The following is a 12505-nucleotide window of genomic DNA, read 5'->3' as shown; positions in this document are numbered from 1 at the left end:
TTTAAAATATTTATCTCTTTAGTTATAGCATATTCTATTGTAAATCCACGTTAAAACTTGTCGATTGATTATTTTCTGTCACGTCGAATATGCTCGATTAAATATCGCGCAGCAGACCCTAGCTTACTTTCTCGACTCCAGACTAGATCGATGTAATATTCAAATTTGGGCGTAAAATCCAGAAGATCTAAAACTTTCAATTGTTGTTTTAGTCTAGGGTTTTCTTGAAACATTTCTGAGGGTAAAACTCCCCAGCCTAAATTTCTGACAATCAGCATATAAGCCGAATGGTGATTATCTGTACGCCAATAATTTTTAGAAAACAATAATTCAGGTTTAATCGTATTATCCCGACTTGCCACTACGATTTGACGCTGATTTAACAGATCTTCAAATTGAATGTGCTGCATGTTAGCCAAAGGATGTGTTTTGGAGACAACAGGAATCAGTGATTCTTTTTTGATTTCAACGAATTGTTCACGATAATCCAGATGCTCACGTTCAAACATCCATGCCAGTTGCGCGCGCTGATCGAGCAACATGGCTAAAGCATCTTCTTGAGGTGCAGAGGTAATATTAATTTGTAAATCTGGAAATTGTTTGGAAACTAAGCTGACATAATCTGTCCAATTGGTATCCAATAGTTCAGACGCAATCACAATATTCAAGACTGATTCAAGTCCTGTACTGAGTGCATATGCCTGTTGTTTCCATTGATTCATTTCAATCAAAAGCTGGTTGGTCTTTTCATAAAGCACATGCGCTTCCGAAGTGGCAACAGGTTCACGGCCAAGTCGTTCAAACAAATTTAAATTAAGATCTATTTCCAAATTAGCAATAGACATGCTGACAGCAGAAGGAACTTTGTTTAATTTTCTGGCGGCAGCAGAAAATGAACCTGTTTCCATCACGGTCTTAAAGATGGTGAGTTGTTCCTGATTAATATTCATCTATCAAAATTATTGAAAGAACCTGATTGGATTTATCAAAATTATAAAAATAAAATAAGCATACTGTAAACAAAAAGAGTGTTTTAAAATGTTGATTTCCAAAAGACGAATTATTCATGCCTTGAGCTATGAAGTGATTCTATTGGTCATCATAGCAATCGCATTGAGTTTTATTTTCGATGTTCCGATGGAAGTCACAGGCTCGCTAGGTATTGCCATGGCGGTGACTTCTGTAGTCTGGAATATGATTTTTAACCATTTTTTTGAAAAATTTGAACATAAGCATCAACTTAAACGAACCATTAAAGTTCGTATTCTTCATGCCATTGGTTTTGAAGGCGGCTTGATGCTTGCAACGATTCCAATGGTGGCCTACGCCATGAATATGAGTATCTGGCAGGCGATCGTTTTAGACTTTGGCTTGACCATGTGTATTTTGATTTATACTTTTATATTCCAGTGGTGTTATGACCATTTAGAAATGCGTCTGGGTTATGCGCCTCAAAACTAACAATTTAAGTCACTGATTTTTAAAATTGGTGACTTTTTTTATGAAAATTAACATAATTGACAATTAAATTTTTCATTTCGCTACTAATTGAATTTATTAGTTTTTTATAAATATTTAAATTTTATCATATTGAAATATATGATTTTTAATTTAATGCCATTTATCGGTTTTGTCTTATTTTTACTCAATATTTTTGTACGATAAATTGAGTTTTGTCATTGATGATGAGCTAAATATAAAGGGAATATAATATAAAAAGTAAAATATTTTACAAAACAATGTATTGCAGTTTGATTGGTGTAACATGCATTTCTGCGGTACATGCAGCTGATTTTAAAAGGTTCTCAGTGTCAGCAGGGTGGTTACATGTAATGCCACAGGGAAAAGCAAATCCGTTTGATATCTCGACCTCTGTTCCAAGTGGCACTAAAGCCAATGTTGGTCAAATCTCAATCCCTGCATTTATGAGTGCTGTTGATCCAGACGCTACTCTTCCATCTACAGGTGAAAACGCTAAAGATATTTTGGATTTAGTCTTTAAAAAACCTGAAGGCGGTGGGCAAAGTGTTGGGGAGCTACTGGGATTTGTTGATTCTGAAGGCAATGTCACCCCAGTTACGTCTGGAGTAGCTACAATTAATGGCATTGATCATTGGCAAAATGAAGGAAGCGGATTAGAAGCGGATGATGTAGATACTCTTGGTCTAACTTTTAACTATTATTTAAATGAAAATGTTTCATTGCAATTTATTGGAGGTATTCCTCCTAAAGTTGATATTAACGGTAAAGGGTTTATTAAAGCACCATTGACAGGTTCTGCTGCGCCCGGTGGTTTGGCTGGCAGTGTTATTGGGGATAATCTTGGACTAAAAAAAGACATTCCTATTACCAATTTAGATGCTTACGGCAAAGCCGCAACCGTACGTGCTTGGACACCTGCACTGGAAGCCCAATATCAGTGGGGTAGAGCGGGCATAAATAAGTTTAGACCCTATGTCGGCGCGGGAGTAATGTATGCTCATTTTAGTGATATTAAACTAAACTCTGGTATACGCTCTGACTTGGAAGCCGCAGGTCACATGATTCAAAATATTCATGATGGGCAGGCAGGTGCTGCATTAGACGGTAAAAAATCCAGTGCAAATCCAGTGGTGGATGTTGACGCAGATGATGCGATTGCACCGATTGTAACTGCTGGATTTACTTATGATATCACGCCAAATTGGTATACAGTGGCTTCAGTGTCTTATGCAAAACTCAATAATAAAGCCACGATTAATGTGTTTGATAGAAATACAAACAAACAACTAATTCATGCCACGACCAAAATGGATATCGACCCTATCATTACTTATTTGGGGGTAGGTTATCGTTTTTAATTTTAGCGTCGAGGTTTAAAACTTTATTGATACTGGCATGCTGATCAATACAATGATGGGCATGCTTTTTAGTTTAGCAAAATAACAAAGCTTTTTTACATTTGAATGATTAATCGCGCATAAAATTTCATAGCTCAACTTACTTTCTGGTATGCATAGGTCACATATTTAAAAGGCTAAAATGCACATCATCAAATTATGGATTATGTTCAGATGTTCCAATTGAAAAAAATGAAGATTTGCTTTGCTTTAGGTTTATTGATCTTCTCATCAGGCTGTCAAAATTTACCCACCACGCTGGTCGCAAAATTAATGGATAATCAGCAAACTCGAGAGAATGTTCAATATCTTGAACAATACGCCAAAGAAAATATTGCTCAACAGCTTATTGTTAAAACTGATCTGAATTATGGCGATCAGTCGAGTCAAAGATTGGATATTATTTATCCTGAAGTGCTGGTCGATAAAAAGACTCCTGTGGTCTTTCTGGTTCATGGTGGTGGTTGGGTTGCCGGTAATAAAGAGAGTATGTTGCCTTATGCGAAAATGATTGCGGATCAAGGTTTTCTGGTAGTCAATGTTGAATATACTTTAGTTCCACAAGCCGCTTATCCTCAACAGGTATTAGAGTTAAATCAGGCAGTTGAGTATGTTGTTCAACACCAAAATCAATTACCAATCGACTTATCTCGTGTATTTTTTAGTGGTGATTCCGCAGGTGCAAATATTACGAGTAGTTATGTTGCCGCATTAAATGCGCCTAAAATGGCAGAGCAGCTGAATTTGAAAGCATCTATTTCTGCTCAAAGTGTGAAGGGACTCGTTTTACATAGTGGCGTTTATGATTTGAAAACCTTATACCACGCAAGTGCAAAAGCTGGAAAAATCGTTTCTTGGGGGGCACAAAGCGTCATTGCCCAATACAGTGGCTATCCTCATCCTACAGATCAACAATTAGACTTGATGTCCGCTTATCCGTGGGTCACACCGCAATTTCCACCCGTGTATTTTAGTGCAACAGATCAGGATATTTTGACTCAAACTCAGACTAAACCATTGGTTAAAAAGCTTAAAAATTTGGGTGTTGATGTGAGTTCGAAAATATACACCAAAGATTATGCCGAAAATATTAATCATGATTTTAACTTTAATATGCGGTTTAAAGCCAGTCATGAAGTTTTTGATCAGTCGATGCAGTTCCTCAAACGTCATTCTTGAACTTGATTAGAGTTTTAAGTAGTTATAAAAAAATCAGCATCCAAATAAGATGCTGATTTTTTTCAAAGCATTGGTAGAAAATAAGGAAAACTTATTTTTCTACAATGGCAACCACACCTTGACCACCAGCGGCACAGATCGAGACTAAAATACGACCTGAACCTTTTTGGTTGAGAATTTTAGCCGCAGTCGCAAGGATACGACCACCTGTGGCAGCAAATGGATGACCCGCAGCTAAAGAAGAGCCATGAATGTTCAATTTAGAACGATCAATCGCACCTAAAGGAGCATCTAAACCTAAACGCTCTTTACAGAATTTAGGATCTTCCCACGCTTTAAGTGTAGAAAGCACTTGTGATGCAAATGCTTCATGAATTTCGTAATAATCGAAATCTTGTAGTTTTAAACCAGCACGTTCAAGCATACGTGGAACTGCATAAGCAGGCGCCATTAATAAGCCTTCTTTTTTATTCACGAAGTCAACTGCTGCTGTTTCAGAGAAGCTTAAGTAAGCCAATACTTCATGTCCGTTTGCTTTCGCCCATTCTTCAGAAGCTAAAAGAACAACAGATGCACCATCAGTCAGTGGAGTAGAGTTACCCGCTGTCATGGTCGCATTTTCACCTTTACCAAAAACAGGCTTAAGTTTGGCAAGTTTTTCGACTGATGAGTCTGGACGTAAGTTATTGTCGCGCTCAAGACCCATAAACGGGGTAATTAAGTCGTCAAAGAAACCTTCTTCATAGGCTTTTGCCATTTTGTGATGAGAAGATGCAGCAAGTTCATCCTGTTCTTCACGTCCAATATTCCATTCAAGTGCGGTAATTGCAGCATGATCCCCCATTGAAAGACCAGTGCGTGGTTCACCATTTTTTGGTGCATCCATCAATTCTTTCAAATTAATTTTAGTTAAAGCCTTTAAACGATCTTTACCTGTTTTTGCGATATTCAATTCAAGCAAGGCTTTACGTAGACCGTCACCAAATGCGATAGGCGCATCCGAAGTTGTATCTACACCGCCAGCAATTGCAACATCGATTTGCCCCAGTGCAATTTTATTGGCAACGGCAAAAGCAGCTTGTAAACCTGTACCACATGCTTGCTGGATATCGTAAGCAGGTGTTTCTGGAGCAAGGGCAGTGTTCAGTACGCACTCACGGGTCATATTAAAATCACGGCTATGTTTTAGTACCGCACCCGCAACGACTTCACCAAGGCGTTGACCTTGAAGGTTGTAACGTTCAACCAGACCATTTAATGCAGCAGTTAACATGTCCATGTTAGATGCTTTAAAATACGCGCCATTAGAACGGGCAAATGGAATACGGTTACCACCAATAATGGCGACACGGCGAATTGCGTTTTGACTCATGTTTTGATCCTGTTGAACAGAAGGTTGCGCTTTAGTTGAAGTTGATGCTTTTGTACTAGCTGGCGTTTTACTGGTTGCAGCAGTCGTTTTTGTACGCGCAGTGCTTGAACGTGTACGTGGTGTTTTGGTTGCAGTTGCAGAGGTTGCTTTCGCTGTACCTGAAGCTGTACTTTTAGTTGCGCGTGGAGTGCGCTTTGATGTATTTGACACAGTATCCGAAGCAGTATTAGTCGGTGCTGTTTGCTCTTGTGGATTGTCTTGAGTTGTTTTGCTCATAAGGCTTTTCCAAGCATGTTTATGATATTCTTGCGGTGTACATTAACATAATTAAAATAGACCTGTATTGACTAGAATGACATTCTAGACTGCATTCAGGTCAAGACATATCAAGATTAACTCAAGTATTATTTTATTCAAATCCATGAACCTATATGTTCACAAGTTTCCAACAAAGGATATAAACAGCAATTATCTGGCTGAGTTTATACATACATTTTTTGCATGAGAGATAATAACCATGACTGATCAATACCAGGCATTTACCCAATCACCACTTGGTAAATTTGTAGTAAAAAATTTAGGTTTACCATCACCTGTGGTGCTAGATCGTTTTGAAAGTGCAGAACCTGTGATCAATGGTGCTGTATTGCTTGGTGCTGCGCCTTCAAGTTCTTTATCTGGCGCAATTGCACAGGTTTTGAGTAATATCCATGCGGACAGCTATGCAGGCAATAATGCAGAGTTACAACAAACTGCCGCAAAAGTTGGTTTAAATTTACGTGCTTTTAATTCAGGTGACAAAGAGTCTAAATTTAAAGCAGTGGTTTTTGATGCGTCTGGCATTCAAAACTCTGAACAGTTGAATGAACTGTATAAATTCTTTAATCCAGTGGCACGTCAAATTCAAAGCTCTGGTCGCGTGATTGTGATTGGCACCACACCAGAATCAGCAAAAACTGTAAAACAAGCAATTGCTCAACGTGCGCTTGAAGGTTTTGTAAAATCTGTTGGTAAAGAATTCAAAAAAGGTATTACTGCACAAGTCGTTTATGTGGATGAAGGCGCGGCGGATAATATCGAATCAACTTTACGTTTCTTGCTTTCTCCACGTTCAGCGTATGTTTCTGGTCAAGTGATCCGTGTATCTAAAGCAGATGTGGTAAAAGTAGACTGGAATCAGCCATTGGCAGGTAAAACTGTATTGGTCACTGGTGCAAGTCGTGGTATTGGTGAAGCAATTGCACATATATTGGCACGCGATGGCGCACACGTTATTTGTCTGGATGTACCACAGCAGCAAGCAGATCTTGATCGCGTAGCAGCGGAAATTGGTGGCTCGGCTTTAGGTCTGGATATTACTGCGGCTGATGCAGGTGAGAAAATTAAAGCGGCTGCTGCAAAGCAGGGCGGTTTGGATATTATTGTACATAACGCTGGTATTACACGTGATAAAACTTTGGCTAATATGAAGCCTGAGCTTTGGGATCTGGTAATTAACATTAACTTGTCAGCGGCTGAACGTATCAATGACTATCTATTGGCTAATGATGGCTTGAATGAAAATGGTCGAATTGTTTGCGTTTCTTCAATCAGTGGTATTGCAGGGAACTTGGGACAAACCAACTATGCTGCATCTAAAGCAGGCGTAATTGGTCTGGTGAAATTTACTGCGCCAACGTTGAAAAATGGTATTACTATCAATGCTGTTGCGCCAGGCTTTATTGAAACCCAGATGACCGCTGCGATTCCATTTGCGATTCGTGAAGCTGGTCGTCGTATGAACTCGATGAATCAAGGTGGTTTACCTGTTGATGTTGCGGAAACAATCGCATGGTACGCATCAACTGCATCAACTGGTCTAAACGGTAATGTTGTGCGTGTTTGTGGGCAAAGCTTACTCGGCGCATAATTTGCTAGTTTTTATGTGGTCGCTTTGAAAATAGAATAATATTCGCCCTCTCTTTATCAGTTTAAGGAGAGGGTATCCTCATTGTAAATCTATAAAAATTGAATAAGGTCAACCATGAATACACGCCATTTTAGCCAACTTCCTAAACCGTATCTGGCTTATCCAAAAGTCATTCAGGGTCTGGTATTTAAAAAGCCAACGGGTCCAAAAGTTTTGCCACAGGTTGAATATGTGGTGGATTCATTTCAAGTCGATCAAAAACATTTGCAAGCTTATAATGAAGTTTGTGGCTTTAAAAATGATGGTTTTATTCCTGCGATTTATTTAGCGGTGCTTTCGCAGAGTTTACAGATGCATATGATGACCACAGAAGCTTTTCCATTTGCAGTGTTAGGTTTGGTTCATATTCGTAATCAAGTCAAACAAACACGTAAAATTGGAGTAGATGAACGTTTAACATTATCTTGTAAATTTGGCGAGTTAAAGCCGCATGATAAAGGCGTTCAGTTTGATTTCATTACGACTGCAAAAGTGGGCAATGAAGTGGTGATGCAAGGTTTAACCACTTACTTGTCTCGTCAAAAGACAGAGAAAAAGACTACTGAAAAAGCAAAAGAAAGCAGAATACCAGAGTATCAACTTCAACAAGTATGGAATATTGCAGAAAATACAGGTCGTCGTTATGCCAAAGTTTCAGGCGACTTTAACCTCATCCATATTCATGCGGTGACGGCAAAAGCCTTTGGTTTTAAACAGGCGATTGCGCATGGAATGTGGAGTAAAGCTAAGGCTTTGGCCAATATCAACTTACCAGACGCTTATGAAGCAGATGTATGGTTTAAACTTCCAATGTATTTGCCATCAAAAGTTGAGTTTTTGACAGCAGAGCAGCCAAAGGAAACTGATTTTTTAATTCGCAATGAAAAGTCTAAAAAACCGCATGTTTCAGGGACGGTCAACGCTTTGTAAATTTTAAAAGCCCGATCAATTCGGGCTTTTTATATAAAACTAGAAAAAAATGAGGGAACAAGAATGAGCGCTTTAACAGAAATTTTATTTGCAGATAAGCAAAATTATCACGGTTTGATTGATCAGCGTTTTCACGATTTGGCAGAACAATTTAGCCGTTTGCAGGATGCGCGGACTGAACAAGGCGGAGCAGCTTTAGCCGTTTATTTTCGCGGGCAAAAAGTGGTTGATATTTATACAGGTAAAAAATCTCAGACTGAACAATGGAATGATGAGACGCTTTCTGTTTGTTACTCAACTGGAAAAGGTGTATTAGCAACTTTGGCACATATTTTAGTCAGTGAGGGCTTTATAGAATATGACATTCCAATTGCACATTATTGGCCAGCGTTTGGGCAGAACAATAAGGAGAAGATCACACTCAGACATATATTGAGTCATCAAAGCGGTTTGTACGACATTCGCAATTTGATTGAGGATGCACGTGAAATGCTGAATTGGTCACATATGTTACAGGTGTTTGAACAAGCGACGCCACGTTTTGCTGTTAATCAAAGCAATGCTTATCAAGCATTAACATTTGGCTGGTTAGTAGGAGGAGCACTTGAAAAAGCGACTGGACGCGGTTTATCCGATTTAATGCAAACTTATTTGGTCAAACCTTTGCAATTAGACGGTGCATTTTTTGGTGTGCCGAGTTCAGAGCTGGATCGTGTTGCTAGATTAATTCCACAAAAAAGATCAATCGAGCAAAACTCTCAAGACGCTAAAACAAAGAAAGTAAAAGCACATAAACCATCTCTTGCCGATAAATTAGTCACATGGACAGGACAAAATCCACAGGATTTTCAGGATGCGATGATCCCAAAAGGAATGAAAAATTTTAGTTTCTTTAGTGATGAGGGACTGCAAGCGATTATACCGGCTGCGAATGGTGCTTTTACAGCGAATAGCCTAAGTAAGATCTACGCAATGCTTGCCAATGGTGGTCGATGGGAAGGTCACACCCTCATTCAGCCAGAGGTTTTTCAGCAACTCAGTACGATTCAAAGTTATGCAAGAGATAGAGTCATGCCGATTCCGATGAACTGGCGACTCGGTTATCATCGCGTTTTAACGATGGGCAAACGTGCCAAGAATGGCTTTGGACATATTGGTTATAATGGTTCGGGAGCATGGTGCGATCCAGATCGAAATTTAAGCTTTGCTTATACTCATAATTTTAAAATTGGTTCGATCACGGGGGATTATCGTTTATGGGGATTGACTCAAGAAACCTTGCGTTGTGCAGATAAAATATTGAAAGGGCATAAAGGCTGGTTCTAATTTAAATTTTCAGCTTTGCAGGAATGTGATAAGTAACCTGAAGATATTTAGGTTGCTGTCTGACGTGGCTGATGATTCCACCTAAACCTTCTACCAGTTTTCGGCTAGCAAAATTTTGTTCTGCGACGGGATAAACAAAATAATCAGCTTCAAAGTTTAAAACCGCCCAATCATAAATCGACTTCAAAGCTTCTTTGGCATAGCCCTTGGCGTGTTGTTCTTCACGTATCCATAAACCAAATTCAGGCGTTTGAGTATGGATATGGTGAATGCCAATTAAGCCAATAAACTTTTGAGAGCTTTTATCTTTTAGCACGAAATATTGATCTGTGCCTTGAGTTTGAGCATGTATCCAGCTTTTACCAATCGACTCAAATTCCGCAAAAGATTTTGCTGGCTCCCAAGACATAAATTGAGTCAAACTTGACGTAATGCATGGATAAATATCAGGATAATCCTGTAACTTAAAAGTTTCTATATTGAGTCTAGGAGAACTAAGACTTGGAGTAGCAAACATAGTAAATTTATATATGTTTAAAGAACTTAATTATCATATATAAATAATAATCATTTGCAAATATAAAGTTAGATTGAATTCATTAATTCCATTTTAATCATGATTTCCACATGACGTTGAAACGATGGCTCATCTAAACCTTGTAGACCAAGTTGATAAATTCCTTCTAAACCACATACAAAAGCAATAAGTCGCCATGCCACATCTTGAGCGGTTGTCGTTTCAAGCCTTTTAAACTGCTTTTGTTGTATCCCATCTTGAATCAACTGCACCAATACATTGTGCCATCGTTGCATGGTGAGGTTATAGGCTTTTTTTATTTCGATATCTTGTTCTATCAAAATTTCAGCTTCATTCCAAAGTCGTAAATAAGGCTGAGTTTGCTCGATATTTTCGCAACCCAATAGTAAAGAAATACGTTGAAGCCATGAATCTGTAAGTACCTGAGCTTCAAGTTCATTCAATTGATCCATCAATTCAATAAAAACTTGCGCTTTTAAGTGTGAGGCAGACTCAAAATGATGATGAACTTGACCAGTAGAAACCTGTGCTTGCGTTGCGATCGCCCGAACGGTCAATGCATTTAAACCTTCTTTTAATGCCAAAGTTTTAGCAGCAGCTAAAATCATGTCACGACGTTGTTCACGATTTAAATAGTTCATTCGCTCGGCTTTCAATACTTATCATCATCGAATTCAAGTTTAATAAAAGTTGGACGTTTGTTCAAGTTTGAGTATAATGATTTTAATTTGAACAAGTGTCCAACTTTAAATTGGGTGTTTTATGTACCGCAAGTGGATGATTCTTGCAATCATCGTTTTAATTTATTTGCCAGTCTCGATTGATGCCACCATTTTGCATGTCGCAATTCCGACCTTAAGCGCAACTTTGGCACTCAGTAATAACCAAATGCTCTGGGTCATGGATATTTATTCCTTGATCATGGCAGGTTTTATTCTGCCCATGGGAGCGTTGGGGGATCGTATTGGTTTTAAACGCCTAATGATCATAGGGGCGACGATCTTTGGTCTGGCATCTTTAATGGCGGCATTGGCTCAATCGGCTGATATGCTAATTTTGGCTCGCGCTTTACTTGGGCTAGGCGCTGCCATGATTCTTCCTGCCACATTATCAGGTGTCCGCAACAGTTTTCTAGATGAAAAACAACGCAATTATGCGCTAGGGATTTGGGGAACAGTTGGTGGCGGTGGAGCCGCTTTTGGTCCGCTACTCGGTGGTTTTATTTTAGAGCATTTTGATTGGGGCGCTGTGTTTTTAATAAATGTGCCCATCATTATCCTCGTACTCATTTTAACGGTTTGGATCGTACCAAAACAAAAAGTTGAATCTAAGCAGCCTTTAAACCTGTTACAGGCACTTATTTTAGTCAGTGCAATTTTAATGATCATTTATGCTGCTAAAACAGCGATGCATGAATTGAATTATTTCATTATCTTATTGTTTACGGTTGGACTTGGTGCTTTGATCCTCTTTGTTAAACAGCAGTTAAAATCATCAAGTCCAATGATTGATTTTAGTTTGTTTAAGCATCCTGTGATTTCCACCAGCATGGTCATGGCGATTGTGGCGATGATCGCGCTCGTCGGATTCGAGCTTTTGTTGTCGCAAGAACTACAGTTTGTTTATGGTTATACGCCGTTGCAAGCAGGCTTATTTATTTTACCTTTTATGATTGCGATCAGCTTGGGTGGGCCGTTTACCAGTTTTTTAATGAATCGTTATGGACTTCGCCCAGTCGCCACTTTAGGGATGATGATGTGTGCCTTTAGTCTATGGGGTTTTGCGCTTACTAATTTTGATACACAACATTTGCAAACTTGGGGTCTTATGATTGTTATGGGCATCAGCGTTGAAATTGCATTGCTTTCATCAACTGCTGCGATTATGACTGCTGTGCCTCCACACAAAGCAACCGCAGCTGGGGCAATAGAGGGTATGGCATATGAACTCGGTGCGGGTTTAGGGATTACAATATTTGGTCTTTTACTTTCTTTTTTCTATACGCAATCTTTATTGATTCCGCATGGTTTACCTTCTGAGTTAGCTCAAACAGCAAGTCATTCAATTGCTGAAGCTATGCAAATTGCACAACAACTTGATGATAAAAGCTTAGTAATTGCATTGACTCAGGCAGCATCAGATGCCTTTAGTCATTCACATGCGAAAGTACTCGCGATTGCAGGAAGCCTGTTTTTAATTTTATCTGGTTTTGTGTGGTGGGCATTGCCTTCTAAGCAAGTAAGTGATGAGGAGAATAGCTATTAAAACAATTTGTTTATTTAATATTTGCTTGTTGATGTATTGTTGCTGAATTCATTCACTATCGGGCAAAA

Annotated in this window: 11 protein-coding genes; 7 read left to right on the top strand and 4 right to left on the bottom strand. The window is 38.9% G+C overall.

Annotation, left to right across the window (positions count from 1 at the left end):
* Positions 1 to 68: 68 nt before the first annotated feature.
* Positions 69 to 950, bottom strand: coding sequence for a LysR family transcriptional regulator (locus tag EGS47_RS15940; protein ID WP_005004223.1), 882 nt, complete (start codon positions 948 to 950; stop codon positions 69 to 71).
* A gap of 88 nt (positions 951 to 1038) precedes the next feature.
* On the opposite strand from EGS47_RS15940, the gene aceI reads away from it, so the two are divergent.
* The 3 genes from aceI (at position 1039) to EGS47_RS15925 (ending at position 4058) form a co-directional block, all read left to right on the top strand.
* Positions 1039 to 1461, top strand: a complete 423-nt coding sequence (gene aceI / locus EGS47_RS15935; protein ID WP_004989124.1) for a chlorhexidine efflux PACE transporter AceI — start codon at positions 1039 to 1041, stop codon at positions 1459 to 1461.
* Between the two features lie 278 nt (positions 1462 to 1739).
* On the top strand, positions 1740 to 2840 hold the full coding sequence (locus EGS47_RS15930) for an OmpW/AlkL family protein (protein ID WP_005004225.1): 1101 nt from the start codon (positions 1740 to 1742) through the stop codon (positions 2838 to 2840).
* A 213-nt stretch (positions 2841 to 3053) separates the two neighbouring features.
* On the top strand, positions 3054 to 4058 hold the full coding sequence (locus EGS47_RS15925) for an alpha/beta hydrolase (RefSeq protein ID WP_005004227.1): 1005 nt from the start codon (positions 3054 to 3056) through the stop codon (positions 4056 to 4058).
* A gap of 91 nt (positions 4059 to 4149) precedes the next feature.
* Here the strand turns inward: EGS47_RS15925 and EGS47_RS15920 are convergent, their stop codons facing one another.
* On the bottom strand, positions 4150 to 5706 hold the full coding sequence (locus EGS47_RS15920; protein WP_005004228.1) for an acetyl-CoA C-acetyltransferase: 1557 nt from the start codon (positions 5704 to 5706) through the stop codon (positions 4150 to 4152).
* Between the two features lie 241 nt (positions 5707 to 5947).
* Here EGS47_RS15920 and EGS47_RS15915 point away from each other — a divergent pair, with 241 nt between their 5' ends.
* The 3 genes from EGS47_RS15915 (at position 5948) to EGS47_RS15905 (ending at position 9634) form a co-directional block, all read left to right on the top strand.
* Complete coding sequence (locus tag EGS47_RS15915) at positions 5948 to 7339, top strand: 3-oxoacyl-ACP reductase (protein WP_005004229.1); 1392 nt, start codon at positions 5948 to 5950, stop codon at positions 7337 to 7339.
* Positions 7340 to 7453: 114 nt separating this feature from the next.
* The gene (locus tag EGS47_RS15910) at positions 7454 to 8308 is read left to right on the top strand and encodes a MaoC family dehydratase (RefSeq protein ID WP_004997672.1); all 855 of its coding nucleotides are present in this window, start codon (positions 7454 to 7456) and stop codon (positions 8306 to 8308) included.
* Between the two features lie 63 nt (positions 8309 to 8371).
* Entirely contained in the window at positions 8372 to 9634 is a 1263-nt protein-coding gene (locus tag EGS47_RS15905; RefSeq protein WP_004997673.1) for a serine hydrolase domain-containing protein, read from the top strand.
* A gap of 1 nt (position 9635) precedes the next feature.
* Here the strand turns inward: EGS47_RS15905 and EGS47_RS15900 are convergent, their stop codons facing one another.
* On the bottom strand, positions 9636 to 10151 hold the full coding sequence (locus EGS47_RS15900; RefSeq protein ID WP_004997678.1) for a GNAT family N-acetyltransferase: 516 nt from the start codon (positions 10149 to 10151) through the stop codon (positions 9636 to 9638).
* Positions 10152 to 10219: 68 nt separating this feature from the next.
* A complete protein-coding gene (locus EGS47_RS15895; protein ID WP_004997694.1) occupies positions 10220 to 10813 on the bottom strand; it encodes a TetR family transcriptional regulator in 594 nt (197 codons plus the stop codon).
* A gap of 121 nt (positions 10814 to 10934) precedes the next feature.
* Between EGS47_RS15895 and EGS47_RS15890 the strand changes: the two genes are divergently transcribed.
* Positions 10935 to 12437, top strand: a complete 1503-nt coding sequence (locus EGS47_RS15890) for a SmvA family efflux MFS transporter (RefSeq protein ID WP_004997696.1) — start codon at positions 10935 to 10937, stop codon at positions 12435 to 12437.
* Positions 12438 to 12505: the final 68 nt, after the last annotated feature.

The sequence above is a fragment of the Acinetobacter sp. FDAARGOS_515 genome (genome assembly GCF_003938865.1).
GTDB lineage: Bacteria > Pseudomonadota > Gammaproteobacteria > Pseudomonadales > Moraxellaceae > Acinetobacter > Acinetobacter ursingii.
This window is presented reverse-complemented; position numbering and strand designations above follow the sequence as displayed.

Bases quoted from the DNA above. Each gene is read 5' to 3' on its own strand.
- EGS47_RS15900 (WP_004997678.1), bottom strand. From the start codon at position 10,151: ATGTTTGCTACTCCAAGTCTTAGTTCTCCTAGACTCAATATAGAAACT.
- aceI (WP_004989124.1), top strand. From the start codon at position 1,039: ATGTTGATTTCCAAAAGACGAATTATTCATGCCTTGAGCTATGAAGTG.
- EGS47_RS15910 (WP_004997672.1), top strand. From the start codon at position 7,454: ATGAATACACGCCATTTTAGCCAACTTCCTAAACCGTATCTGGCTTAT.
- EGS47_RS15905 (WP_004997673.1), top strand. From the start codon at position 8,372: ATGAGCGCTTTAACAGAAATTTTATTTGCAGATAAGCAAAATTATCAC.
- EGS47_RS15915 (WP_005004229.1), top strand. From the start codon at position 5,948: ATGACTGATCAATACCAGGCATTTACCCAATCACCACTTGGTAAATTT.
- EGS47_RS15940 (WP_005004223.1), bottom strand. From the start codon at position 950: ATGAATATTAATCAGGAACAACTCACCATCTTTAAGACCGTGATGGAA.
- EGS47_RS15895 (WP_004997694.1), bottom strand. From the start codon at position 10,813: ATGAACTATTTAAATCGTGAACAACGTCGTGACATGATTTTAGCTGCT.
- EGS47_RS15925 (WP_005004227.1), top strand. From the start codon at position 3,054: ATGTTCCAATTGAAAAAAATGAAGATTTGCTTTGCTTTAGGTTTATTG.
- EGS47_RS15930 (WP_005004225.1), top strand. From the start codon at position 1,740: ATGTATTGCAGTTTGATTGGTGTAACATGCATTTCTGCGGTACATGCA.
- EGS47_RS15890 (WP_004997696.1), top strand. From the start codon at position 10,935: ATGTACCGCAAGTGGATGATTCTTGCAATCATCGTTTTAATTTATTTG.
- EGS47_RS15920 (WP_005004228.1), bottom strand. From the start codon at position 5,706: ATGAGCAAAACAACTCAAGACAATCCACAAGAGCAAACAGCACCGACT.